Genomic DNA, 23,184 nt, shown 5'->3' with positions numbered 1-23,184 from the left:
CCGTCCGGAGGCTCCCATGTCACACACAGCCGAATGGAAGGTCCGTCTCTACCTCTTCGAGGAGGACCACACGACGAAGGCACGCCTGGAACTCGACACGGGTACGAACCGGCTCACGGGCCACGGCACCGCCCGCTGCGCGCCCCAGGACGACGACGTCCCGGAGATCGGCGACGAACTCGCGGTCGCTCGTGCCATGGAGGATCTCGCCCTCCAGATGAAGCGAGCCGCCTACGGCGACATGCAGGCTGCCGGAGCTCCGTCCCTGCAGGAGTCCCTCAAGCCGTACAGCGGGTGGCTGGACACCACAGCGTGACCACGAAGGAGGCCCGACCGGGACCTTTGGCCCCCATGAAGGTCCTGAGCGGCCCTCTTCCCACAGGGGCCTGCGGTGTCACTGTGAGGTCAGACCCTCACTGGCCCTGGGCGAGGAGGAATCATGGAGCACACCGTCAGCGGTTCCGAACTCGGCTCCGTCGTCGTCGGCGTCGACGGCTCCGAGCCCGCCCGTCAGGCCGCGCTCTGGGCAGCGGGAGAGGCCGAACGCCGAGGGCGTCCGCTGCACATCGTGTACGGCGCCGACACGGACGGCCGGGCACTCTACGCATCTGTCGAGACCATTGAGCGCGTCCGTCTTGCCGGCCGCGAACTGCTCGACGAAATCGCTGCTGCGGTCAAGAAGCAGCACCCCGGCCTGGTCGCCACCACGGAATTCGGTCGTGGCGACCCCGTGGCCAGCCTGCACCGGGCCGCTGGTCGTCGCGGCACCATAGTGGTCGGCAACCGGGGGTTGGGCGGATTCAACTCCCTCTTGCTCGGATCCGTGGGCCTGAAGGTGGCGGCCGGTGCGAAGACGCCCGTCATCATCGTCAGGGGAACCGAAAGCGGCGCCGAGAGCGGGACGGTACTCGCCGGGGTCCGTGACGAGCGAGATCTGGACTGTGTGCGTTACGCGGCGCGCGAGGCCGAGCTGCGCAAGGCCGAGCTGCGGCTGCTCCAGGTGTGGAACGTGCTCCAGTCCGTTGGCGACGTGATGACCATGATGGACGACATCAAGGAGATCGCCGACGAGTACGTCCGGCACCTGACCGCGCTGACGGAGCGAATCCGCCGGGAATTCCCGGACCTCACCGTGCGGGCGGATGCCGAGAAGAGCGCGTCCGTCGCCGGTGTTCTCGTAGAGGCTTCCCGGCACGCCGACCTGCTGGTCATGGGCGGTCGCAGGGCGTCCGCATACCTGGGACCCACCCTCGGGCGGCACACCCACAGCCTCGTACACCACTCGCACTGCCCTGTGCTGCTCATCCCGCGCCACCCGGACGAGCACGGGAGTGGATCGTGATGGCCACCGCCGAACGCCGCGAGATCGTCGTAGGCATCGACCCGGCCAGGGACTGGCACTTGCCCCTTGCCTGGGCGTCGGACGAGGCCCACCGTCGTGGGATCGGGCTCCGACTCGTCGTGGCTGTGCCTCCGCCGCAGCGTACGCGGCAGGTTGATGACACACCCCGCAGGACGGCTCTGCGCCAGGCGGGCTCTGAAGCTCTTGCGGCAGGTTACGACTGGGCGCGGGACCGACACCTGGGGCTTGACGCAGCCACTGATCTGATCGAAGGATTCCCCGTTCCCGCCATCGGACGCCTGTCTCACCAGGCCCGCATGCTCGTGCTCGGATCCCGTCACCTGAGCCGGACCGCGGAACTCTTCAGCGCCGGTTCCACGGTGGTCCCGGTCGTGGCCCAGGCGCATTGCCCCGTCGTCGTGGTGGGAAACCCCGAGCACACCACCCAGGAGACGCCCTACCTGGTCGTCGGCATCGACGGCAGTGAGTCCTCGAAGGCTGCGCTGGCGCTTGCTTTCGAGGAAGCCGACCTGCGCGGCGCAGCACTGCGCGCCATCGCAGTGTGGCAGCCGCCGGTCTTCCTGCTCCACGACGAGGAGGTCGCATTGCAGGCTCAGAGGCGGATGCTGTCCGAGGCCACGGCCGGCTGGTCGCAGAAGTACCCGGACGTGGTGCTCTCCCACGAGGTCCCGATCGGGCACCCGGTGGAAGAGCTCGCGGAAGCCGCCGAGCACGCCCTGGCCGTGGTGGTGGGCCGTCGCGGACGAGGAGGCTACTCCGGCATGCGCCTGGGCTCCGTTGTCCACGGACTGCTGCACCGGGCCTTCTGTCCGGTGATCACGGTTCCGGCCGAATAGGACCGCCATGGCCATGACCCCGGCCACCGCAGAGGTACCGGTACGCGCGCCCGGCGGGCTCACCGACCTCGAAGCGGAACGCCGACTGGCCGAGCATCAGCCGCCCTCACCAGTGGCTTCGCGGCGGCCCGACTCGCACGGCACGCATTCCGAAGGAGATGATGATCATGGAGACGCGCACGTCCGAGCACGGACCCCACGCTCGCGTCGGTGACGAGATAGTGGTGGGCGGGCCGACGGTGGGCAAAGCGGGTCGCGACGGCGAAGTCGTCGGACTGCACCACGACGACGGCACCCCGCCCTACGACGTCCGCTGGTCGGACACCGGCAGGACCACCCTCTTCTTCCCGGGACCGGACGCACACATTCGGCATCTCGGCGCGGACGACTCCGGATGATGCCTTCAGCCTGAGCGGGAAGGTGGGGGCAGGGATACGGTGAAGAGGCAGGCCGAACTTCCCCGGGGCGCCGCTGGAGGTACGCATGGGCGGGGACGAGCTGGGTCCCGTGCGTCCTGGGCTTCCGCGGCTCCGGCTGGACGAACTGCTCGAGGAGCTCCAGGTTCGTATCGACGAGGTGCGCGGCACCCGGGACCGGCTGAACGGGCTCCTCGAGGCTGTGATGTCCGTCGGTCGGGAGCTCGATCTGCCACAGGTCCTGAGTGGCATCGTCGAAGCCGCTGTCGTCCTGGTGGACGCGGAGTACGGAGCGCTGGGCGTCATCGGTGACGACCAGAAGCTCGCCCAGTTCCTTCCTGTCGGCATCAGCGACGACCTCCGGGCCGAGATCGGCGACCTGCCCTCCGGCCACGGCATCCTCGGCCAGCTCATCCGGCACCCCGAGCCGCTCCGGCTCTCGGAATTGTCCGGTCACCCCGCCTCCTACGGCTTCCCTCCCCACCACCCCCCGATGCACTCCTTCCTCGGCGTCCCCATCCGGGTTCGCGAGGACGTGTTCGGCAACCTCTACATGACCGAGAAGCGGGGTGGTATCGACTTCGACGAGGAGGACGAGGCGGTCCTGTCCACGCTGGCGGTGGCGGCCGGCATTGCCGTCGAGAACGCCCGCCTCTTCGAAGAGGTACGCCTCCGGGAGCGCTGGCTGGCCGCCAGCTCCGACTTCACCCGTGCTCTGCTCTCCGGCTCGGCCGAGACGGAGGTGCTGGAGGGGATGTTGGAGCGAGCTCGCGACATCACGGGCGCCGACATCGGTGTGTTCTACCTTGTGGGCCAGAGCGGGGAGCTGCGCGGCTCGCTAGCCCTGGGGGAGGGCGCCGAGGCACATCGCGGCATCGTGTTGCCCAGCAGTGAAGGCACCCTGGCCGCCGCTGCCCTCGGCGAGGAGGACGGACTGATCACCGTGGCCGACGTCGGGGCCGACGACCGGATCACCGTGCAGCCGGAACGGTGGAAGGGTTTCGGCCCCGCCGTCGCCGTCACGTTCGGCACCAAGGAGAAGCTGAGCGGCGTCCTCATCCTGGCCCGCAGGCGCGGCCGCCCGGCGTTCGCCCGCGCCGAGATCGCAGCCCTGCCCGGCTTCGCCGGCCAGGCCGCCGTGGCGCTGGAGCTCGCAGACCGGCGCCGGGACACCGAGCAGATGAGCATGCTGGAGGATCACGACCGCATTGCCCGTGACCTGCACGATCTCGCCATCCAGCGCCTCTTCGCCACAGGTATGACCCTGCAGAGCGCGCAACCCTTCGTCGAGCATCCCGAGGCTTCGGAACGACTTGCCCGGGCGATCGACGACCTGGATGCCACCATCAAGATCATTCGGTCGACGATCTTCGGGCTTCGTGAACACGAAGTATCCGGGGTGCCGCCGAAGCTGCGGCTCCGTGCCGTTCAGGCCGTCGAGGAGGCTGCCCAGGTACTCGGGTTCGCCCCGGCCCTGCGGATGGAGGGCCTGATCGACACCGACGTACCCGCCGAGACCGCGGACGAGGCACTCGCCGTGGTCGGGGAGGCGCTCACCAACGTCGCCCGGCATGCGAGGGCAAGCCGGGCGGAAGTGTCCATCGCAGCCGTCGAGGGCGTACTGACCGTACTGGTCACCGACGACGGAGTGGGAATGGCGGAGGGAGGTCGTCGCAGCGGGCTGCGCAATCTCAGTGAACGGGCCGAACGCCTGGGTGGTGAACTCTCCGTTTCGGCGCACGGGCCGACCGGGCAGGGCACAAAGCTGGAATGGCGGGTCCCACTGGGCGGTGGAGGCCACTGCCCACCCTCCAGGTGAGCACGCCCCGTAGTCACTCAGCTCCGGCCCTTGCCGTGCTCCGGCTCGTGTTCATGGACCTGCGTGGCGATGACAGCGGCCTGCACCCGACGCTCCACCCCCAGCTTGCCCAGCAGCCTTGAGATGTGGTTCTTGACCGTCTTCTCGGACAGGTACAGCCGCTTGGCGATCTGCGCGTTGGTGAGGCCCTCGCCGATCAGTTCGAGTACGGAACGCTCCCGCTCGGAGAGAGCGGCCAGCCGATCGTCATCCGGGGCCTTGACGGCCTCCGGGTCCCGCAGGGAGTGCATGAGGCGGGCGGTCGTCGCCGGGTCCAGCATCGACTGCCCGGTCGCCACCGTCCGTACGGCCGAGACGAGGTCGGACCCCTTGATCTGCTTGAGGACGTAGCCGGCCGCACCAGCCATGATCGCGTCGAGCAGCGCGTCCTCGTCATCGAACGAGGTCAGCATCAAGCAGGCGAGTTCCGGCATGCGCGAGCGCAGCTCGCGGCACACGGTGATCCCGTCGCCGTCGGGCAGTCGGACGTCGAGTACGGCGACGTCCGGGCGCAGCGCCGGTCCGCGGGTCAGCGCCTGCGCGGCGGTGGACGCCTCACCGACGACCTCGATGTCCGGCTCCGCGTCCAGCAGGTCGTACAGGCCGCGGCGTACGACCTCGTGGTCGTCCAAGAGGAAGACCCGGACGGTGCCCTCGTAGGAGGCTGCCGGTACGTCGGACATGTACGCCCCTGTGGTCGATCCGCTCTGTGTATGTTTCATGCGAATTGTCTCAGGGGATCAGGCGGACGCACCTGGGCGGCGCCCCCGGGTTCCGGGGCGGTAAGAGGCCTCAGGAGGCTCTGGTGGGCTGCCCTTCCAGTTCCATCCGCACGTCCACCACGCCTTCCACGGCACGGACCGCACGGGCCATCAGCGGCACCAGTGCGCGATCACGGAGCGATCCGCGCAAGGTGACGACGCCCTCCTTCACCGACGCCTGCAGATGTACGGGAGGAGCGAGCCCGGTGAGAACCGAGTCGCGGATCTCCTCGCCGATCTCCTCGTCCGGTCGCAGAAACACCTTGAGCAGGTCGCTCCGGCTGACGACTCCCTCCAGCATCCCCACACCGTTCACCACGGGGAGGCGTTTCACGTGCTTTCGCGCCATGATCCGGGCAGCCTCGGCGAGTGTGGCGTCGGGGTGCACCGTCACGGCTGGGCTCGACATCAGTTCCTCGGCCAGCACACCCCCTGCCTTGGAAGCCTCTTCCAGCTGATCAGGAAGCACGGGGTCGTCCCGCCGGAACTCCTCCTTCGGCAGCAGGTCCGCCTCGGAGACCACTCCGACGACGCGCCCCTCGCCCTCCAGGACGGGAACAGCACTGACTTTCCACTGGTCCATCAGCTCGACGATCTCCTTGTAGGAAGCCTCGCGGCCGATGGCCACAGCCGTATGGGTCATGACGTCGCTGACGGTGTACCGGGACGCGGGCATGACGGACTCCTCACTGCTGGCGGTTCAGGTGGCCGACACCGGCCGCCAGGGATAGCTAGCACTGCCGTGCCCAGGGCGACGATGCCCGTTCGGACGATCCAGAACCTGTCCGCTCGGCCACCCCCGTAGGGGGAGTGGTCCTCATGGCGGCCTCCGGCCGATTCCGATTCAAGTCTGAGCGGCACTGCAGGTGCCGGGGATGGGCCGACCGGCCCCCGATTCCGCAGGACAGGGGACCATTCGGCCCTGGCACGGCGTGCGAGACGGAAAAGACGCTGAGTGAAGCCGAGGCCGACAAGACAGGGCCGGAGCGGAGGGACGCGTGATGGATCACGAAACCGCCAGGAGACCGGACCACCGCCCTGCCCCGGACCCCGCGCGGTCCACGGAGCAGCTGGACCGCTCCGAAGCGTTGCGGCTCCTGGGTACCGTCTCGCTCGGCCGCATCGTCTTCACCCACCAAGCGCTGCCAGTCATCCGGCCGATGAGCCACATCGTCCACGGGGAGGACGTGCTCGTGCAGCTCGACGAAGGCGCTTCACACGCGTCGCTGGTGGCGATGCCGGGCGAGCCCGGCATCGTCCTCGCCTACGAAGCCGACGCCATCGACCCCGACACGCATCTCGGCTGGAGCGTCGTGGTGGTCGGCTACGCCGAGCTCGTCGTGAACCGCGACGAAGCCGAACGGCTCGCGGCGCTGCTCGATCCGTGGAGGAACGAGGCGATGCCCCGCATCCTGCGGATCCGGTCCGAACTCGTCACCGGGTTCCGCCTGTGGCCGGAACCTCGGCCGATTCCGGCCGCCGGCGAGGTCCGGCCCCGCTTCTGACACCGGGGGACGGCGTGGGCTGCGATCAGCGACCACGGAGGTGCGCGAACCTGGGCGAAACGCAGCGGAAAAGGGGTTCCGGATGGATTGGCTGGTGACGGCCACGGGCGCCGCCCTGGTACTGCTGATCCTCCGGGACGTGTTCCACACGCTGTGGCACCCGACGCGTCACGGCGGGCTGAGCCGGCTGGTCATGACCACACTGTGGCGGCTGTCCTTCGCCCTGGGCACCCGTCGTACGGCAGCCGGCCTGGCGGGTCCGCTTGCCATGGTGTCTGTCGTCGCCCTGTGGGCCCTCACCGTGGCGGCGGGGTGGGCACTGATCTACTGGCCTCACATGCCCGACGCGTTCGTGTACGCGGGCGGGTTGCAGCCCGACGACCATGCAGGCCTGCTGGACGCGACGTACGTCTCGCTGGTCACGCTCTCCACGCTCGGTCTCGGCGACGTCGCACCTGCCGAGGGCTGGCTGCGCCTCCTCGCACCCCTGGAGGCGCTGGTCGGGTTCGCCTTGCTGACCGCGACGGTCTCCTGGATCCTCGGCATCTATCCGGCTCTGGCCCGCCGCAGGGCTCTTGCGTTGCGGCTCTCCCACCTCTCCCGTACCCACCCCTCGAAGGAACAGATCGACTCCCCGGCCGGGGCGGCCATGCTGGACGGCCTGGCCACAGCACTGTCCGTGGCAGCGGTCGACTTCCTCCAGTACGCGGAGTCCTACTACTTCCACGACGGCGACGAACGGACCTCCCTGGCCCTCCAGATCGGCTACGCCCTCGACATCGCCGATGAGGCTTCGGAGGCCGGGCACCGGGATGTCCGGCTCGCCGCCACGGTGTTGCGTTCCGCCCTGGAAGACCTCGCGGGCATCTTGGACGAGCGCTTCCTGCACACCCAGGGCCCGCCCAGGCAGGCTCTCGATGCGTTCGCGCGCGACCACGGACGGCAGGCGGGCACGGGTGATCGCGCCCTGCCGTGAGTTTCCGGCGTGGACGACCTCGCCCGTCCGCCCATCCGACGCCGCGGCGTCGACACCGCGTTGCCTGGAAGGCGTCGTTCGTGCGCAAGCCTGTCGTTGTCGACGGAGGAGGGGTCGTGCCGCCACGGGAGTTCGTCTGGAAGCCGCCCTTTCTTACCGGCTACCGGCGTGGCTGGCTGCGAGGGGATGCGCTCGCAGGTGTCACTGTCGCCGCGTACCTCGTGCCCCAGGTCATGGCGTACGCGGGCGTTGCGGCTGGGCTTCCTCGCGGATCTGCTGTCCCGGCCCGTGCTGGTCGGCTATCTGGCAGGCGTTGCCCTGATTATGATCGTGGACCAGGTGCCCCGCCTGACCGGCGTCTCCACTACGGGCTCGGAGTTCTTCCCGCAGCTGCTCTCGTTCTTCCGGCAGGCATCCCAGGTGCACTGGCCAACGGTGATCCTCGGTGCGGTCGGGCTGGCTCTGCTGTTCGCGTTGCCGCACGTATCGCGACTGCCGCCGGGCCCGCTGCTCGTTCTCGTGCTGGCGACGGCGGCCGTTGCTGCCTTCGGACTCGAGGACGAGTACGGCATCTCCGTGATCGGCGCGGTACCCGCGGGCCTGCCCGCCCCCGTCCTTCCCGCTCTCACCGACGTTCCTCAGCTCCTGCTTCCCGCCCTCGGCGTCCTGCTCGTCGGATACACCGACGTCATCCTCACGGCCCGGGCCTTCGCCTCCCATGACGACCCCACCCCCTTGCGCGCGAACCGGGAACTGCTGGCGCTGGGAACCGCCAACCTCGGGGCCGGGATGGTCCAGGGGTTCCCCGTCAGCAGTAGCGCCAGTCGCACGGCCCTCGCCGACTCGGCGAGCGCGCGCAGCCAGGTGTACTCCCTCGTCTCCGCCGCCTGTGTGCTGACCGTCCTGCTCTTCCTCGGTCCACTCCTGGCCCACACCCCGAGCGCGATCCTCGGCGCCATTGTCGTGTACGCCGCCGTACGTCTGGTGGAGCTGAGCGATTTCCGCCGCCTTGCCGCGTTCCGGCGACGCGAGCTACTCCTGGCCCTCGGCTGCACCCTCGGTGTCCTCACTTTCGGCATCCTGGCCGGAGTGCTGGTGGCGGTGGCTCTGTCCGTCGCCGAGCTGTTGGTACGGGTCGCCCGCCCGCACGACGCGATCGAGGGTCTCGTTCCCGGCGTAGCCGGAATGCATGACGTTGACGACTATCCCCAGGCGCGAACCATCCCCGGCCTGCTGATCTACCGTTACGATTCGCCGCTCTTCTTCGCGAACGCAGAAGACTTCCGCCGTCGCGCCTTGGCCGCCGTCGACGTACAGCGCGAGCCTGTCCAGTGGTTCGTGCTGAACACCGAGGCCAACGTAGAGGTGGACATCACCGCCCTCGATGCTGTCGACGGCCTTCGCCGCGAGCTCGAATGCCGGGGAATCGTTTTCGCGCTGGCCCGGGTCAAGGAGGACCTGCGCGACGACCTCGACGCGTACGGCCTCACCGCATCCATCGGAGTCGGCCGTCTCTACCCCACGCTTCCGACGGTCGTGGCGGCCTATCGGCAGTGGAGTGGCGAGGAGGGGACGCGTTCCTGAGGCCGGCCTCGCGTGTGGCCCAGTGGGCCGTGCCGACGGGGTTTCCGGTGCCCTGTTGATCGGAGGGCCAGTGCCGAACGGTCCCCTTCCACGGCTGTCAGTCCGATGGTCGGCCTCAGAGCCTTGGCGCGCCGCCCCGCACTCGGTACCGCACCATACGCCGTTTGCCCCGTGGCACAGGACCTCATCCCGCTAGCAGGGCAGGCTGTTCCTGGAGACGCCCGGACAAGGAAGTGGGTACCTGTGAAGCCTCTCGCCGGTACTGCGGTCATCGGGATCGGAAACGAGTTCCGGCGCGATGACGGGCTGGGGTGGGCCGCCATCGCCTTGTTGCGCGCATGGAAAGCACAGCGACCTCTCCCGTCCGGCACTGACCTCGCACAGTGCGACGGAGACCCCGGCCGACTGATCGGCCTCTGGGAAGGCAAGGCCCTCACCCTCGTCGTCGACGCCTGCTTCCCACCTGCGGCTCAGCCAGGGCGAACACACCGGTGGTGTGTGGCTCCCGGCGAGATGCCGCACCCCGCTGCCGCAGGCAGGCAGAGCACCCACGGGCTGGGGCTCGCCGAGGCCGTGTGCCTCGCCGACCGCGTCGGGCGCGGCCCCGGCCGGCTCATCGTGTATGCGGTCGAGGGGGCGGACCGTTCGCTGGGCACTGGGCTCACGCCGGCGGTCGCGGCCGCCCTGCCGCTTCTGACCCTGCGTATCGAGGCGGATGTTCGCCGGCACGACGAGCGGACTCGCCGGACCGGGTTCGAACCCCGGAGCCGGGAGGTCTGACATGCTGCCGGATCTAGGCACGTGGAGACCGAGAGGTGCACCATGACCGACGCTTCGGATGCCGGAGCCGTCCTCGACCACCAGGCCGAGGCGGTCCTCGACCGCGACGGTCTGGACGCGCTCGTGCGTGTCCTGAAGCGGCGCGGCCGCACGGTGATCGGCCCGACCGTGCGCGACGGCGCGATCGTCCTCGACGAGCTGGACACCGCAGACGCACTTCCCTACGGGTGGGGGGTCGAACTGGAGGCGGGGCGGTACCAGCTGCGCCGCCGCGAGGACGGGGCGGCCTTCGCGCACAGCGCGGGACCCCAGTCATGGAAGTCGTTCCTGCACCCGGAGCGCGTCCGTCAGTGGTCCGCGGACCGCGGCCCGGACGGTGCGCCGGTCGTCCGTGAGGAGAAGCAGGAGAGCATTTCGTACGCCTTCCTCGGCGTGCGGCCCTGCGATCTGCGTGCCATTCAGATCCTGGACCGGGTGATGAGCGGAGGCAGGTACCGGGATCCCACCTACCTGTCCCGGCGGACGGGCGCCTTCCTGATCGCGGCCGAGTGCACCGAGCCGGGTGCCACCTGCTTCTGCGTCTCGATGGGGAGCGGGCCGGCCGCCGACGCCGGGTACGACCTCGCTCTCACCGAGGTCGTGGACGATGGCGGCCACCGCTTCCTGTGCCGGAGCGGGAGCGAGGAAGGAGCCGCGGTCCTCGCGGAACTGCCGGGGCGGAGCCCCGATGGCTCCACCCGAGCGGCTGCGACCCAGGCCGTGAGCGCCGCCGCCGAACGGATGGGCCGCTCCATGCCGCCGGTGGACCTGCGCACGCTGATGCGGGACAACCTGGAAGCGGAGCGCTGGGACGACGTCACCGCCCGGTGCCTCAGCTGCGGCAACTGCACCATGGTCTGCCCCACCTGCTTCTGCACCACCACGGAGGACGTCACCGACCTGACCGGCAATCACGCCGAGCGCTGGCGCCTCTGGGACTCCTGCTACGACCTCGACTTCTCGCTCCTCCACGGCGGTCCGGTCCGGTCCACCCCGCGCAGCCGGTACCGCCAGTGGCTCACCCACAAGCTGGGTACCTGGCACGACCAGTTCGACAGTTCGGGTTGTGTCGGATGCGGCCGGTGCATCGTGTGGTGTCCCACGGGGATCGACCTGACCGAGGAAGCCCACGCCCTGCACCAGGAGGCCACGCAGCGGGAGAACACGCCGTGACCAGGCATCTGGATGGTCCTCCTGGCGAGGGCGTGCTCGCCGCTCTGACGGCGGAGCACGGTGGGAGGCTGATGGCCCTCGCCCGGGACGTCGCCCTTCCAAGCGGCACGCGGATCTTCGAGGAAGGGGAGAAGGCCGACCGCTTCTGGATCATCCGCTGGGGCACGGTTGCGCTCGACATCCACATGCCCGGTCGGGGGCGAGCCGTCGTCGAGACCATTGGTGCGGGCAGCCTGCTCGGCTGGTCGTGGCTGTGCCCGCCTCGGCAGTGGCATCTGGCGGCCGAGACACGGGAACCCGTCCGCGCCTGGGAGTTCGATGCCGCCGCCGTCCATGACCTGTGCGCCGAGGACACGGCGCTGGGCCTGTCGCTGGTGACCGCCGTCGCCGAGACCATCGGCGACCGGCTGCGGGCGACCCGCACCCGGTTGCTCGACCTCTACGGACCGCCGGGACCGCGGGGGAGCGGAGCAGCACCATGACGCCCGCACCGCTGTCCTATCGCGTGGTGGACCGCCGTGACGAGACGCATGACACGGTCACGCTTGTCCTGGAGCCTGCCAAGGATGCCCTGGACCGCTTTGCACCCGGCCAGTTCGCGATGCTGTACGCGTTCGGTGTCGGCGAGATCCCGGTGTCCGTGTCTCGGCTCGGAGACGGGCACCGGCTGACGCACACGGTCCGCGCCGTGGGGGCCGTCTCCCGCGCATTGTGCGGCCTGCGGACCGGCGGGTGGGTCGGCGTGCGCGGCCCCTTCGGTACCGCCTGGGACACGGCGGCCGCCCACGGCAGCGACCTGCTCGTCATCGCAGGCGGCATCGGGCTCGCGCCGTTGCGTCCCCTCGTCGACACCGTTCTGGCCGAGCCCCACGTCTTCGGGCGGCTGAACGTCCTCGCGGGTGCCCGGACCCCCGCCGATCTGCTCTACGGAGACGAGTTCCCCGCCTGGGAGAAGCCGTTCGGCGCCGTCACGGTCGACCGGCCCTCCGGCGGCTGGGCCGGCCGGGTCGGAGTCGTCACCACGCTGCTCCGCGAGGCCCGCTTCACGCCGCTGGACACGGTCGCCTTCGTCTGCGGTCCCGAGGTGATGATGCGCGCTACCGCACGGGCGCTGATCCACCAAGGGGTACGTCCCGACCGTATCCAGGTCTCCCTCGAACGCAACATGCGCTGCGCCATCGGCCACTGCGGACACTGCCAGCTCGGGCCCCTCCTTCTCTGCCGCGACGGCCCGGTCGTCGGCTACGACCAGGCCGAGCCCCTGCTCACCGTCCGGGAACTATGAGATGAGCACCCCCGCCCCGCCCCAGCCTCCTGCCCGCCCACGCCTCGGCGTGTTCAAGTTCGCCTCCTGCGACGGCTGCCAGCTCACCCTCCTCGACTGCGAGGACGAACTGCTCGGCATCGCCGCCGAACTGGAGATCGCCCACTTCCTGGAAGCGTCCAGCGAGCCCGCGCCCGGCCCGTACGACCTCGTGCTCGTCGAGGGCTCGGTCAGCACGCCCGAGCACGTGGAGCGCATCCGGCGCATCCGCGCCGATGCCCGCCACCTCGTCACTATCGGCGCCTGCGCCACGGCCGGCGGCGTGCAGGCGCTGCGGAACTACGCCGATGTCGAGGGGTACCTGGCGACCGTCTACGCCCGCCCCGAGTACATCGAGACCCTCGCGACCTCCACGCCGATCTCCGCCCACGTACCCGTCGACTTCGAACTGCGCGGTTGTCCCATCGACCGCGGCCAGCTCGTCGAGGTCATCACCGCGTTCCTCGCCGGACGCAAGCCCGCCATCCCGAACCACAGCGTCTGCTTCTCCTGCAAGCGGCGCGGCAACGTCTGCGTCACCGTCGCTCACGGCATGCCCTGCCTCGGCCCCGTCACCCACGCGGGCTGCGGAGCCCTGTGCCCGACCTACGGGCGCGGCTGCTACGGCTGCTTCGGGCCGGCCGGAACCACGAACCTTCCCGCGCTGGTCCCGCTCATGCAGCGCGACGGGATGAGCGAGGAGGACATCGGCAGGTACCTGCACACCTTCAACGTGACCGCCTTCACCGCCGTGGAGGAGCAAGGACAGCCCGGTACGACCGACGCGGAAGGCCCCGGATGAGCGATCCCACGCCCCGGTCCCAGGAGCTCCGCATCCCCTCACTCGCCCGTGTCGAGGGCGAGACCGCGCTGCACCTGAGGATCCACCACGGCACCGTCATCGAGGCGCGGCTCAAGATCTACGAGCCACCGCGGTTCTTCGAAGCCTTCCTCAGGGGCAGGGCGCACACGGAGCCACCCGATCTCACCTCCCGCATCTGCGGGATCTGTCCCGTCGCCTACCAGATGAGTGCCTGCCGTGCCGTCGAGGACGCGTGCGGCGTCGTCGTCGACGGACAACTGGCCGCCCTGCGCCGCCTGCTGTACTGCGGCGAATGGATCGAGAGCCAGACGCTGCACATCCACATGCTGCACGCACCGGACTTCCTCGGCGAAGACGACGTGATCGGTTTGTCCCGCTCCCATCTGGAGCACGTAAAGCGCGGACTGCGCTTGAAGCAGACCGGCAACGCCGTGGTCGAACTGCTCGGGGGCCGGGCCATCCACCCCGTCAACGTCCGGCTCGGAGGTTTCCACAGAGCCCCGACCCGCGCCGAACTCCGCCCCCTGGAAGAACGGCTGCGCACCGCCCTCGACGACGCCTGGGACACGGTGCGCTGGGTTGCCGGTTTCGAATTCCCGGACGCCGAGTGCGAAGCCGACCTGCTCGCCCTCGCCGAGGAGGACACCTACGCCATCGAGTCCGGCGTGCCCACCGTGCTCCGGTACGACGGGACGCTCCCGCCGCACAGCTTCCCCCTGCGGGATTTCACCGACCACGTGGCCGAGGAGCAGGTGTCACACTCCACAGCCCTCCACTCCCGGCTGGACGGCCGAAGGCATCTCACCGGCTCCCTCGCCCGCTGGGCGGTCAGCGGTCACCTGCTGTCCCCGCTGGCCCTGCAAGCGGCACGGGAGGCCGGGCTGGGTGCCCCCCCGTCGCGCGCAGACGGCGGGCGGGGAGAGGTCTGCAGGAACCCGTACCGAAGCATCCTCGTCCGTGCGGTGGAAGTCCTGTACGCGGTGGAAGAGGCCCTGCGGATCATCGCGGAGTACGAGCGTCCAGCCCGCCCGTACGTAGAGGTGCCGGCCCGGGCCGGCACCGGGCACGGTGCCACGGAGGCGCCGCGCGGCCTGCTCTACCACGGCTACGTGTTCGACGGCGGGGGCCGTGTCACCGACGCCTGCATCGTTCCGCCGACCGCCCAGAACCAGGGCGCCATCGAGGAGGACCTGCGTCGGCTGGTCCAAGCTGGTCTCGATCGGGGTGAGGGCTCCGAGGCTGAGCTCAGCCGGCTGTGCGAGCGGGCCGTCCGCAACCACGACCCGTGCATCTCGTGTTCGGCCCACTTCCTGGAACTGGACATCGAGCGCACCCACTGATCCCGCCCAGGTGCTGCTCGGGTGACATGCGACCGTGTGCTCGGCGCGTTGGCGTAGTTGCTTCGGCGAGTACCGCCTACGGTCGCTGCACGGCTACCGGCGCGAGCGCGGAGACGACAGGGCTCCGGGCAGGCCGGACGGATACCTCACGGTCATTCCAGTCATCTACCAGACGGAGCAGGGTGCATGGAGCCAGTCGTCACCGTGGGCCTCGACGGTTCACCCGAGAGCCTTGCCGCCGCCCGTTGGGCCGCTGACGAAGCCGCCCGCCGCAAGCTCACGCTGCGGTTGCTGCACGCGTGGCCCCTCCTGGCGCCGGAACCGACCCACGTTCCCGCCGAGATGGATCAGAACTACTGGGCGAAGCGGATCGTGCACAACGCGAAGGCCGAGCTCCAGGCGCGCCACCCGGGCCTGACCATCGTCGGCAATCTGGTCGCCGAAGATGCCCAGGAGGCACTGCTGAAGGCGGCAGCGGAGTCCGATATGACGGTGCTCGGCTCGCGGGGGATGGAGCCCGTCGAGAGCTATTTCCTGGGCGACATCAGCATGCCCGTCGTGGCACGGGCCGAGCGGCCGGTGGTCCTGGTACGCGCCGGGACGCGCGAAGCGGGGACATCGTCCGCTCCAGGCGCCTCGGGCGGCGTAGTGGTGGCGCTAAAACTGCACGGTCCGTGCGACGACCTGCTCGCATTCTCCTTCGCCGCCGCCGCGGAACGGGGTGTTCCCCTGCAAGCCGTCCATGGCCGAAGCATGCCCCTCCACGCTCACGCTCCCTGGGGCGTGGACCACGACGTGACCGAGAAGATCAGACAGGACGCGCAGAAGCTCCTGAGTGAGGCTCTCCGCCCCTGGCGCGAGAAGTTCCCGACCGTGGAGGTAACTCCCGGTGTCGGTCTTGAAAGCCCGACCAAGGTCGTGGTCCGGACCGCCGAAGGTGCAGGACTACTGGTTGTCGGCCGGCGCAGGCACCGCCCCGCCCTCGCGCCCCCAATCGGTTCCGTGGCCACCGCCGCCATCCATCACGCGCGCTGCCCCGTCGCCGTCATTCCCCATGACTGAGCCGGGTCACCCCGAGGAGCCGCCGGTCTCGGCGCACCCGGCTGATGCGTCCGTGCTCCGGACCGGCGCTGGCCTCGACGTTCCGCCGCTTCCGCGGGCAGAGGTGTGCGAGACACACACGGCCGTGCTGTTCTTCGTCGGTGACCGCGCCTACAAGGTCAAGAAGCCGGTCGACCTGGGGTTCCTCGACTACACGACCACGGCCGCCCGGCGGACCGCGTGCGAACAGGAAGTCGCTCTCAACCGCCGCTTCGCCCCTGACGTCTACCTGGGGCTGGGAGAATTCCGCAGCCCCGGCGTGGACACGCCCGAACCCCTCGTGGTGATGCGCCGCATGCCGGCGGAACGACGCCTGTCCCTGCTCGTGAGCCAAGGCGCCGACGTCGACGACGCTCTGCGGACCGTTGCACGCCTCCTCGCCTCCCGTCACGCGGACGCGCCCCGCGGCCCGGACATCGACGAGCAAGGCAGGCGGGACGCGCTGTCCGCACGCTGGGAAGCGAGCTTCACGCAGGTCAGGGAACTGACCGACGACGCCCAGCTGATCGACGGGGTGGAGGAGATCGAGCGCTTGGTGCGGCGCTATCTCGCCGGCCGCAAGGAACTGTTCGACGCGCGTATCGAGCAGGGGCGGGTGGTCGACGGCCACGGCGACCTGCTCGCCCAGGACATCTTCTGTCTCGACGACGGCCCCCGCGTCCTGGACTGCCTGGAGTTCGACGACCGCCTTCGCTCCGTCGACGGCCTCGACGACGCGGCCTTCCTCGCCATGGACCTGGAGCAGACGGGTGCCCCGGAGACCGCGGCGTTCTTCCTGGCTCAGTACGGCGAGTATTCCGGTGACCCCGCACCGCCGTCTCTGTGGCACCACTACGTCGCCTACCGCGCGTTCGTCCGCGCCAAGGTGTCCCTGATCCAGGCAGCTCAAGGCGCTCGCGGCGCAGAGACGGCAGCGCGCCGGCTGGTCACCACGACGCTGCGCCACCTGCGCACTTCGGCTGTCAGCCTGACCCTCGTCGGCGGCCTCCCGGGCAGCGGGAAGTCCACGCTCTCCGGCGCACTGGCCGATCGCCTCGGTGTCACGCTGCTCAGCAGCGACCGTCTCCGCAAGGAGCTGGCAGGCATCCCGGCGGAGGAATCCGCGGCCGCGGGCTACGGCGAAGGGCTGTACACGCCCGAGTGGACCGCGAGGACGTACGCGGTGCTGCTCGACCGGGCGTCCGCCCTCCTGTCCCGGGGCGAGTCCGTCGTTCTGGACGCCACCTGGTCCGACGCCAGACAGCGTGAAGCCGCCCTGCGCATGGCCGAACGCACCAGCGCCGACCTGGTGGCCCTGCACTGCCAGGCTCCGGGAGAGGTGTCGGCAGCGCGCCTGAGCACCCGCGCCCCGGGGGCGTCCGACGCCACCCCTGAGGTGGCCACGGCCATGGCAGCCGCGGAGCCGCCGTGGGAGGAGGCCGTCCCCATCGACACCGGCGGCCTTCTGGAGGCCGCCGTCATCCAAGCGATGGCGGCCGTGCGCCCGTACGGTTCCGGCCAGGCCCCGGTCTTCCGCCGCCCCTACATGGAACCGGACTGAGGCGAGTGGCGACGCCGCGTGCAGCGGCGTGCTCACGGCAACGAAATTCCTGGCGGCAGCTCGATGTCCGGTCTCATCGGATGTCCAGCACCTCGGCTACCGGGCGCCGGGGCGTTGCCGGACCCTGCGGTCCGTAGCCGAGCCGGATCACCATCTGGACGTGGGTCATCGCCGAGCCCGGATCGCGCACCGTCCAGCGGAGCGCGGGCCATTCGAGCGGCTGCGAGGTCATGGACGTGACCAGCCCGTCGGCGGTGGCTTGAAGGAGAACCCGCTGCAGGGCCTGTCCTGCTCGTAGCCAGTCCTTGGGCCTGTCACCCGACGTACCCAGCAGCACGATCTGCGGCTTCTGTTCGAAGGCGGCCCACCCACGACCGGGAACGCGCCGAGAGCGACCGAAGTCGCGCACGACTCCACCCCGACCCGAGTGCTTCGGACCGAAGGCGTTCACGGGAATTCCGTCGGGACGGGTCTGCTCGTCCGGTGTGCCGGAATGTGTCCACGCCATCGTCTCTGCCGTCAGTGAGGGATCCATCTCCTCGCGATGCTCGGAGTCGTGTACCAGCCCCAGCACGGTGTCGGTGTGCCAAGCGTCCGGTACGGCCAGGCGACACCCTTCGAGAAGCGCGGCGGCTCGCAGGCCGTCCAACAGTGCTGGAGGGATCTCCTCCTCCACGAAAGGAAATCGGCTGGAGTGACGTCGCCGTACGGCTGGATGCAGGGTTCCGAGATCGCTGTCCGTGGGCCCCGGTTCCCGGAGGCTGGCAGCGGCCAGCAACCACGGATCGTCCGGGTCGGGCAGCAACCGTACGTCAGCGCCCCAGCCTGCCGAGGCTGCGGACACTCGAAGGTTGAACAGAGCGGCGGCGCAGCCCACATGGAGGGCGCGGTGGTCCGGGTCGGCATGGGGCATGGCACGGCCCGGGTCGCCGTACAGCTCTATGAGCCCGGAGGCCGGTCGGTAGAGGAACTTCCAAGGCTGGGCATTGTGCATGGAAGGAGCCATGGCAGCGTCCTCGATGAGCGGAACAATCGCTGCCGGGTCCGGAAACGATGCGTTCATGAGACTTACCTGCCTGTGCTGTGGGCTTCACTCGTGGGCGATGACGGCGACCGGTGCGACCGCGTGGTGCATCACGGCGTGTGTGATGGGGCCGATGTGAGTGCCGAAGGCGGAGTGGCGGATTCGGCGGCCGACGACGACGAGGGCGGCGGTGGAGGCCGCGTCGAGGATCTGAATCGCCGGCTGTCCGATGGTGGCCCGGGAGTCGACCTGCAGCGAAGGGTACTTCTCGTGCCAGGGGCTGATCATCTCGTCCAGTGTGGTGGTGATGCCGTGGGCCATTTCCTGCTGGACCCCGGGGTCGAGCGCCGGTGCGTAGCTGAGGATGGGCGGTGGCGACCAGCCGTGGATGATCACGAGCGGGCAGCGGCGGTGGGAGGCCTCCTCGAAGGCGAAGGCGAGCAACTTGTCACAGGGCTGGTGGATGTCCACGCCGACCACGATGGGCCCTCGGTCGCGGGTACCGTCCGGCGGATTGCCCGCGCGGTCCATGGACCGGACCAGCACGACGGGGCGCACGGCCTCGATGACGGTGGCGGCGCCGGTGGATCCGACGAGGAAACCCGCGATGCTGCCGAGCGCGCGCGAGCCAAGTACGAGCATGTCGGATTCCTCGGCGGCGCGGGCGAGGGCCAGGGAAGGTAGCCCGCCCACTCGGCGGGTGTCGACCTTCAGCGACGGATGTGCGCGGTGCGTCTCATCGGTGGTGTCGCGGAGGACGGCCTCGGCCCACCTCCGACGTTCCTCGGTGGTCGTGACGGGAAGGGGAGGATTCTCCAGCCATTCCTCGGCGTGGACCAGGTCCAGGGAGGCACCGCGAAGCTCGGCCTCATGGGCTGCCCAGCGGGCAGCCGCCGTACTTTCCGGGGACCCGTCGAGGCCGACGGTCACTCGGTTCGCCATGGTCTCCATCTCCCTGTTCGCGGATCGGAGTTTTCCCGCTCACTCCAGACTGACTGCCCGACGGCCTCCTGTTGAGGGGCCGGTCGGCCCCTCGGGGGGCCGACCGGCCCGCCCCTGGTGCGGTGGAGAGAGGTCTGGGGCCTGATCAACCAGGGCCGGTCACGTCAGGAGGTCTGCCGGTCGGCCTGGCATCCGGCGAGAGCTCGGAAGGCCTTGTGCTCTGGTCCATGCCGCAGAGAAGCCATGTCCCCATGATCTCGCGTCGACGAGCGGGGCGCCGAGCACGAGCCCAGACTGGAAACGGGTACGGACGTGTATGAGGAGGCAGCCATGACCACCGCGCGGGACATCATGCACAGCGGTGCCACCTGCGTACAGGAGACCGAGACGCTCATGGACGCGGCCCGGCGGATGAGCGAACTGGACGTCGGCGCACTGCCGATCTGCGGGCCCGACGACCGTCTGCACGGCATCATTACCGACCGTGACATCGTGCTGAAGTGTCTGGCCAAGGGCAAGGACCCACACCACATGACAGCCGGACAGCTGGCGCAGGGCAGGCCCATCACGGTCGACGCGGGCGCTGACACGAGCCAGGTGCTGCAGACGATGCAGGATCACCGGATCCGGCGTGTCCCGGTGATCGCCGACCACCGCCTCGTCGGCATGATCAGTGAGGCCGATCTCGCCAGGCACCTGTCCGAGGAGCAGGTGGGTCACTTCGTCGAGACGATCTGCGCGGAGCGGTGAGCCGCACCAGAATGCATGTGGGCGTCGCTATTCGTGCGCGATGACGGCGACGGGCGCCTTGGCGTGGTGGAGGACCGCATGGGTGACCGGTCCGATGTGCGCGCCGATTGAGCTCCGCCGGATGCGGCGGCCCACGACGATGAGCCCCGCCTCTGCGCCCATCCTGATGAGTTCCGTGGCGGCGTGTCCGAGGCTCGCGCGAGCGATGACGCCGACATCCGGGTACTTGTCCCGCCAAGGCGCCAGGACATCGTGCAGAGAGGCCTCCGCGCTCATTTCGAGCTGGGCGTGGACTCTCGGATCGTACGCCGCGCCGTACCCCACCAGGGGAGGCAGCGACCAGCTGTGCAGGACGTGAAGGGTGCATGCCCGCCGCCGCGCCTCCTCGAAGGCGAAGGCGAGCAGGGCATCACACGGTCGGCTGATGTCAACGCCCACCAGCAGCTCACGGGCCGTGTGCCGGCCGTCGGGGTGCGGCACCGCGTCCTCGCTCGCCCGCACCATGACCACGGGCCGTACCGTCGCCTGGATGACCGCCATGCCGACGGAACCGAGGACGAAGCCCGTGACGGTGCCCAGTCCCCGAGAGCCCAGGACGATCATGTTCGCGCCGACTGCGACGCTGGCGAGCTCGGCGGCCGGTCTGCCGTCGATCGATCGGATGCCGACCTCCAGTTCGGGGTGGCTCGCGCGCAGTTCGTCGGCGGTCTCGTTCAGCAGCGCCTGGGCCCAGTGACGGCGCACATCGCTGGTCGGCATCGGGAGGTCGCGGGGAGATGACCATTCCTCGGCGTGGACGAGGTGGAGTGGCACGCCGCGCAGCAGGCCCTCTCGCGCCGCCCAGCGGGCGGCCGCGAGGCTTTCCGCGGATCCGTCGAGACCGGCGACGATTCGATCGTTCATGATGGCTCTCCCGGCAGGGTCCCGCATGGGTCGGGGAGTTGGTCGTCGCACGTGCCGAGGCTGCACGGCGGCTTCTTCAGACTGAGTTCGTGTCGTCGATGGCGTATCCGAGATGCTGGGTTACGGAGACGACGCCGTCGACGGTCCGGCAGAGGCGTTCGATGAGCGGGATGAGGCTCCTGAAGTCGACGGTTCCGTGCAGTTCGACCCGGCCGTCGGTGACGGCCACGGTGATGGCCGAGGGGCTCTGACGTACGCCGAGTTCGAGGACGTCACCCATGATCTCGTGACGGATGTCCTCGTCCGCCCGGAGGAAGATCCGCAGCAGGTCCCGACGGCTGACGATTCCGATCAGTACGTCCGAGTCGTCCACGACCAGGAGCCGCTTGACTCCTTGTGCTTCCATCAACCTGGCGGCTTCGGCGACGGTCCAGTCGGGTCTGGCGCACACAGGGGGCGAGGACATCAGCTCCTCGGCGCGCGTACCCGCGGCCTTGTCCTCCTGCCAGGCCTCCCGCTCGGGAAGTGACCGGAAGTAGTCGCTTTGGCCGGCGGACTTCGGCAGCAGGTCCCGTTCCGAGATCACGCCGAGCGGCCGGCCGGCAGAGTCGACGACCGGAACGGCTGACACCTTGTGCTCCGTCAGGGTGCGGGCGATCTCCTTGAACGGAGCGTTGCTGGGGACGGTGACGACCTCGCGGGTCATCAGCTCACGGACTTCCCGATGTTTCATGCTCTTCTCCTACCGTTCGGTGGGCGTTCGGGCGCCGACCGACACGTCGTCCTGCGCGTAGTCGAGCCGGTTGACCACGTCGACGACGCCGTCGACGCTCTGGCACAGGCGCAGCACGATGGGGACCAGGCTGCGTCGGCTTACGGTGCCGCTGAGGGTCACCAGCCCGTCGGTGACGTCGACGGTCAACGACGAGGGGCTGAGGCCGAGGGTGTGGGTCACTACGTCTTCGAGGATTTCCTCCTGGATCGCGTGGTCCCTGCGAAGGAAGAGCTGAAGCAGGTCGCTACGGCTCAGGATGCCGATCAGTCGGCCGGCGGCGTCCACCACGGGCAGTCTCTTGACCTGGCGACCCCGCATGACTCGCGCCGCGCGGACGACGCTCCATTCGGTCCGGGCCGTGATGGCGGGGCTGGTCATGAGATCGGCGGCCGTGTTCGTGCCGCTGCCGGAGCTGCGCTTGCGGAGCAGGTCGGCTTCGGAGACGACGCCCACGGGACGCTCGGCCTCGTCCACCACGGGCACGGCGGAGATGTCGAAATCCTTGAGGAGCCTGGCGATTTCCTTGAACGGGGTGCCCCGCTGGACGCTGACGGCTGTCGGGGTCATCAGGTCGGCGACGCTGCGGTGCCTCATCGTCGGCCTCCTTCACGTGCGGACTTCGGTATCGAGGCGCACGGCCGTGACGTCCACGACGCCCGGTACGGTGCGTGCGACACGCACCAGCACGTCCTTCAGGGCCGGGTCGGGAAGGGAGCCGTCCAGGTGCACGATGCCGTCGGCCACGTGGACCTGCACCATGGCGGATCCGGCGGGGATGAGCTCGGCCATGATCAGTTCGCGCAGCTCCTCGGCGATGTCGGCGTCGGGGCGGAGATAGATCTTGAGGAGGTCGCCCCGGCTGACGACGCCGATCAGGCGGCCGTCGCCGTCGACGACGGGCAGCCGCTTGAGGTGGCCGCGGGCCATCAGGCGGGCGGCGCCGGGGATGGTGGCGTCCTTGGTCACGGTGACCGCGGGTACGGTCATCAGCTGCCCGGCGGTGACCGCGCGGGACTCGTCCGCACCCTGGGCCTTGAGCAGCAGATCCGCTTCGGACACCACGCCGGCGACCCGTCCTTCCTCCGACAGGACGGGCAGGGCGCTGATCCGCCACTGCCGCATGGCCTCCACGACTTCCTTGAACGGTGTTCTGCGGTCGACGGAGATGACGGCATGCGTCATCACGTCCTCGACGGTGCGAAGCTGCTTCATGATGCCTCCAGAACGGCGTCCCGATACGTCCGAGCGTGGACACCCGTGCCCGACGGCGGTAGGGCCGCCAGGGGATCATTTCGGGCTGATCGGCCCTGTTGTCCAGGTGTCGGGCGTGCTTTTATGAAATTGACGGAAAGAGTCCCAGAGAGGATGCGGAGAAGCGGCTGGTGGCCGTGC

General features: G+C 69.5%; 24 protein-coding genes and 1 pseudogene. 17 read left to right on the top strand and 8 right to left on the bottom strand.

What is annotated here, in order from left to right; all coding sequences use genetic code 11:
* The first annotated feature begins 16 nt into the window (after nt 1-16).
* The 5 genes from ACIQK6_RS06695 (at nt 17) to ACIQK6_RS06675 (ending at nt 4,434) form a co-directional block, all read left to right on the top strand.
* Nucleotides 17-316: a DUF1876 domain-containing protein gene (locus ACIQK6_RS06695; protein ID WP_329096288.1), complete on the top strand. Its 300-nt coding sequence runs from the start codon at nt 17-19 to the stop codon at nt 314-316.
* 123 nt (nt 317-439) lie between these two features.
* Nucleotides 440-1,342 carry a universal stress protein gene (locus ACIQK6_RS06690; RefSeq protein ID WP_402694438.1) on the top strand — a complete coding sequence of 301 codons (903 nt, stop codon included), beginning with the start codon at nt 440-442 and terminating at the stop codon, nt 1,340-1,342.
* Nucleotides 1,342-2,199 (top strand): universal stress protein, encoded by an 858-nt coding sequence (locus tag ACIQK6_RS06685; protein ID WP_326746998.1) that lies wholly within the window; start codon nt 1,342-1,344, stop codon nt 2,197-2,199. The genes ACIQK6_RS06690 and ACIQK6_RS06685 overlap by 1 nt, the downstream gene beginning before the upstream one ends.
* A 167-nt stretch (nt 2,200-2,366) precedes the next feature.
* Complete coding sequence (locus ACIQK6_RS06680) at nt 2,367-2,597, top strand: DUF1918 domain-containing protein (protein ID WP_185559125.1); 231 nt, start codon at nt 2,367-2,369, stop codon at nt 2,595-2,597.
* Nucleotides 2,598-2,682: 85 nt separating this feature from the next.
* The gene (locus ACIQK6_RS06675; RefSeq protein WP_329096284.1) at nt 2,683-4,434 is read left to right on the top strand and encodes a GAF domain-containing protein; all 1,752 of its coding nucleotides are present in this window, start codon (nt 2,683-2,685) and stop codon (nt 4,432-4,434) included.
* Nucleotides 4,435-4,451: 17 nt separating this feature from the next.
* On the opposite strand, the gene ACIQK6_RS06670 is transcribed toward ACIQK6_RS06675, so the two are convergent.
* Together ACIQK6_RS06670 and ACIQK6_RS06665 are read right to left on the bottom strand one after the other, a co-directional pair.
* Nucleotides 4,452-5,156, bottom strand: a complete 705-nt coding sequence (locus ACIQK6_RS06670; protein ID WP_329096282.1) for a response regulator transcription factor — start codon at nt 5,154-5,156, stop codon at nt 4,452-4,454.
* Between the two features lie 109 nt (nt 5,157-5,265).
* Nucleotides 5,266-5,910, bottom strand: coding sequence for a CBS domain-containing protein (locus ACIQK6_RS06665; RefSeq protein ID WP_329096280.1), 645 nt, complete (start codon nt 5,908-5,910; stop codon nt 5,266-5,268).
* A gap of 325 nt (nt 5,911-6,235) precedes the next feature.
* Here ACIQK6_RS06665 and ACIQK6_RS06660 point away from each other — a divergent pair, with 325 nt between their 5' ends.
* From ACIQK6_RS06660 to ACIQK6_RS06610, 11 genes and pseudogenes are all read left to right on the top strand, one after another.
* Nucleotides 6,236-6,739 carry a pyridoxamine 5'-phosphate oxidase family protein gene (locus ACIQK6_RS06660; protein WP_329096278.1) on the top strand — a complete coding sequence of 168 codons (504 nt, stop codon included), beginning with the start codon at nt 6,236-6,238 and terminating at the stop codon, nt 6,737-6,739.
* Nucleotides 6,740-6,821: 82 nt separating this feature from the next.
* A complete protein-coding gene (locus ACIQK6_RS06655; protein WP_329096276.1) occupies nt 6,822-7,715 on the top strand; it encodes a potassium channel family protein in 894 nt (297 codons plus the stop codon).
* A gap of 116 nt (nt 7,716-7,831) precedes the next feature.
* Nucleotides 7,832-9,299, top strand: a pseudogene (locus ACIQK6_RS06650) (SulP family inorganic anion transporter).
* A 105-nt stretch (nt 9,300-9,404) separates the two neighbouring features.
* Complete coding sequence (locus tag ACIQK6_RS06645) at nt 9,405-10,079, top strand: hydrogenase maturation protease (RefSeq protein ID WP_402694437.1); 675 nt, start codon at nt 9,405-9,407, stop codon at nt 10,077-10,079.
* Nucleotides 10,080-10,121: 42 nt separating this feature from the next.
* Entirely contained in the window at nt 10,122-11,291 is a 1,170-nt protein-coding gene (locus ACIQK6_RS06640) for a 4Fe-4S dicluster domain-containing protein (protein WP_329096272.1), read from the top strand.
* A gap of 71 nt (nt 11,292-11,362) precedes the next feature.
* Nucleotides 11,363-11,773: a cyclic nucleotide-binding domain-containing protein gene (locus ACIQK6_RS06635; protein ID WP_329107438.1), complete on the top strand. Its 411-nt coding sequence runs from the start codon at nt 11,363-11,365 to the stop codon at nt 11,771-11,773.
* Complete coding sequence (locus ACIQK6_RS06630) at nt 11,770-12,576, top strand: FAD/NAD(P)-binding protein (protein ID WP_326746991.1); 807 nt, start codon at nt 11,770-11,772, stop codon at nt 12,574-12,576. Before ACIQK6_RS06635 ends, ACIQK6_RS06630 begins: the two co-directional genes overlap by 4 nt.
* Nucleotide 12,577: 1 nt before the next feature.
* On the top strand, nt 12,578-13,396 hold the full coding sequence (locus tag ACIQK6_RS06625; protein WP_329096269.1) for an oxidoreductase: 819 nt from the start codon (nt 12,578-12,580) through the stop codon (nt 13,394-13,396).
* Entirely contained in the window at nt 13,393-14,757 is a 1,365-nt protein-coding gene (locus tag ACIQK6_RS06620) for a Ni/Fe hydrogenase subunit alpha (protein ID WP_402694436.1), read from the top strand. Before ACIQK6_RS06625 ends, ACIQK6_RS06620 begins: the two co-directional genes overlap by 4 nt.
* Nucleotides 14,758-14,943: 186 nt before the next feature.
* Entirely contained in the window at nt 14,944-15,819 is an 876-nt protein-coding gene (locus tag ACIQK6_RS06615; RefSeq protein WP_329096266.1) for a universal stress protein, read from the top strand.
* A 103-nt stretch (nt 15,820-15,922) separates the two neighbouring features.
* Nucleotides 15,923-17,398: an AAA family ATPase gene (locus ACIQK6_RS06610; protein ID WP_329096264.1), complete on the top strand. Its 1,476-nt coding sequence runs from the start codon at nt 15,923-15,925 to the stop codon at nt 17,396-17,398.
* Between the two features lie 73 nt (nt 17,399-17,471).
* Here the strand turns inward: ACIQK6_RS06610 and ACIQK6_RS06605 are convergent, their stop codons facing one another.
* The gene (locus ACIQK6_RS06605) at nt 17,472-18,461 is read right to left on the bottom strand and encodes an Acg family FMN-binding oxidoreductase (RefSeq protein WP_329096263.1); all 990 of its coding nucleotides are present in this window, start codon (nt 18,459-18,461) and stop codon (nt 17,472-17,474) included.
* Nucleotides 18,462-18,488: 27 nt separating this feature from the next.
* Nucleotides 18,489-19,364, bottom strand: a complete 876-nt coding sequence (locus tag ACIQK6_RS06600; protein WP_329096261.1) for a universal stress protein — start codon at nt 19,362-19,364, stop codon at nt 18,489-18,491.
* 330 nt (nt 19,365-19,694) lie between these two features.
* On the opposite strand from ACIQK6_RS06600, the gene ACIQK6_RS06595 reads away from it, so the two are divergent.
* Nucleotides 19,695-20,114, top strand: a complete 420-nt coding sequence (locus ACIQK6_RS06595; RefSeq protein WP_329096259.1) for a CBS domain-containing protein — start codon at nt 19,695-19,697, stop codon at nt 20,112-20,114.
* 27 nt (nt 20,115-20,141) lie between these two features.
* On the opposite strand, the gene ACIQK6_RS06590 is transcribed toward ACIQK6_RS06595, so the two are convergent.
* The 4 genes from ACIQK6_RS06590 to ACIQK6_RS06575 form a co-directional block, all read right to left on the bottom strand.
* Nucleotides 20,142-21,017, bottom strand: a complete 876-nt coding sequence (locus ACIQK6_RS06590; RefSeq protein WP_329096257.1) for a universal stress protein — start codon at nt 21,015-21,017, stop codon at nt 20,142-20,144.
* A 76-nt stretch (nt 21,018-21,093) separates the two neighbouring features.
* Nucleotides 21,094-21,750: a CBS domain-containing protein gene (locus ACIQK6_RS06585; RefSeq protein WP_030648547.1), complete on the bottom strand. Its 657-nt coding sequence runs from the start codon at nt 21,748-21,750 to the stop codon at nt 21,094-21,096.
* Between the two features lie 9 nt (nt 21,751-21,759).
* Entirely contained in the window at nt 21,760-22,386 is a 627-nt protein-coding gene (locus ACIQK6_RS06580; RefSeq protein WP_329096256.1) for a CBS domain-containing protein, read from the bottom strand.
* Nucleotides 22,387-22,398: 12 nt separating this feature from the next.
* On the bottom strand, nt 22,399-23,004 hold the full coding sequence (locus ACIQK6_RS06575; RefSeq protein WP_329096254.1) for a CBS domain-containing protein: 606 nt from the start codon (nt 23,002-23,004) through the stop codon (nt 22,399-22,401).
* Nucleotides 23,005-23,184 lie beyond the last annotated feature (180 nt).

The sequence above is a fragment of the Streptomyces sp. NPDC091682 genome, from assembly GCF_044756625.1.
Classification (GTDB): Bacteria; Actinomycetota; Actinomycetes; order Streptomycetales; family Streptomycetaceae; genus Streptomyces.
This window is presented reverse-complemented; position numbering and strand designations above follow the sequence as displayed.

What these genes read in the sequence shown, in the direction of transcription:
- ACIQK6_RS06645 (WP_402694437.1), top strand. Translation starts at nt 9,405, where the DNA reads ATGGTCGGCCTCAGAGCCTTGGCGCGCCGCCCCGCACTCGGTACCGCA.
- ACIQK6_RS06665 (WP_329096280.1), bottom strand. Translation starts at nt 5,910, where the DNA reads ATGCCCGCGTCCCGGTACACCGTCAGCGACGTCATGACCCATACGGCT.
- ACIQK6_RS06680 (WP_185559125.1), top strand. Translation starts at nt 2,367, where the DNA reads ATGGAGACGCGCACGTCCGAGCACGGACCCCACGCTCGCGTCGGTGAC.
- ACIQK6_RS06625 (WP_329096269.1), top strand. Translation starts at nt 12,578, where the DNA reads ATGAGCACCCCCGCCCCGCCCCAGCCTCCTGCCCGCCCACGCCTCGGC.
- ACIQK6_RS06685 (WP_326746998.1), top strand. Translation starts at nt 1,342, where the DNA reads ATGGCCACCGCCGAACGCCGCGAGATCGTCGTAGGCATCGACCCGGCC.
- ACIQK6_RS06655 (WP_329096276.1), top strand. Translation starts at nt 6,822, where the DNA reads ATGGATTGGCTGGTGACGGCCACGGGCGCCGCCCTGGTACTGCTGATC.
- ACIQK6_RS06620 (WP_402694436.1), top strand. Translation starts at nt 13,393, where the DNA reads ATGAGCGATCCCACGCCCCGGTCCCAGGAGCTCCGCATCCCCTCACTC.
- ACIQK6_RS06615 (WP_329096266.1), top strand. Translation starts at nt 14,944, where the DNA reads ATGGAGCCAGTCGTCACCGTGGGCCTCGACGGTTCACCCGAGAGCCTT.
- ACIQK6_RS06585 (WP_030648547.1), bottom strand. Translation starts at nt 21,750, where the DNA reads ATGAAACATCGGGAAGTCCGTGAGCTGATGACCCGCGAGGTCGTCACC.
- ACIQK6_RS06675 (WP_329096284.1), top strand. Translation starts at nt 2,683, where the DNA reads ATGGGCGGGGACGAGCTGGGTCCCGTGCGTCCTGGGCTTCCGCGGCTC.
- ACIQK6_RS06600 (WP_329096261.1), bottom strand. Translation starts at nt 19,364, where the DNA reads ATGGCGAACCGAGTGACCGTCGGCCTCGACGGGTCCCCGGAAAGTACG.
- ACIQK6_RS06670 (WP_329096282.1), bottom strand. Translation starts at nt 5,156, where the DNA reads ATGTCCGACGTACCGGCAGCCTCCTACGAGGGCACCGTCCGGGTCTTC.
- ACIQK6_RS06660 (WP_329096278.1), top strand. Translation starts at nt 6,236, where the DNA reads ATGGATCACGAAACCGCCAGGAGACCGGACCACCGCCCTGCCCCGGAC.
- ACIQK6_RS06695 (WP_329096288.1), top strand. Translation starts at nt 17, where the DNA reads ATGTCACACACAGCCGAATGGAAGGTCCGTCTCTACCTCTTCGAGGAG.
- ACIQK6_RS06630 (WP_326746991.1), top strand. Translation starts at nt 11,770, where the DNA reads ATGACGCCCGCACCGCTGTCCTATCGCGTGGTGGACCGCCGTGACGAG.
- ACIQK6_RS06590 (WP_329096257.1), bottom strand. Translation starts at nt 21,017, where the DNA reads ATGAACGATCGAATCGTCGCCGGTCTCGACGGATCCGCGGAAAGCCTC.
- ACIQK6_RS06690 (WP_402694438.1), top strand. Translation starts at nt 440, where the DNA reads ATGGAGCACACCGTCAGCGGTTCCGAACTCGGCTCCGTCGTCGTCGGC.
- ACIQK6_RS06640 (WP_329096272.1), top strand. Translation starts at nt 10,122, where the DNA reads ATGACCGACGCTTCGGATGCCGGAGCCGTCCTCGACCACCAGGCCGAG.
- ACIQK6_RS06595 (WP_329096259.1), top strand. Translation starts at nt 19,695, where the DNA reads ATGACCACCGCGCGGGACATCATGCACAGCGGTGCCACCTGCGTACAG.
- ACIQK6_RS06580 (WP_329096256.1), bottom strand. Translation starts at nt 22,386, where the DNA reads ATGAGGCACCGCAGCGTCGCCGACCTGATGACCCCGACAGCCGTCAGC.
- ACIQK6_RS06605 (WP_329096263.1), bottom strand. Translation starts at nt 18,461, where the DNA reads ATGAACGCATCGTTTCCGGACCCGGCAGCGATTGTTCCGCTCATCGAG.
- ACIQK6_RS06575 (WP_329096254.1), bottom strand. Translation starts at nt 23,004, where the DNA reads ATGAAGCAGCTTCGCACCGTCGAGGACGTGATGACGCATGCCGTCATC.
- ACIQK6_RS06635 (WP_329107438.1), top strand. Translation starts at nt 11,363, where the DNA reads ATGGCCCTCGCCCGGGACGTCGCCCTTCCAAGCGGCACGCGGATCTTC.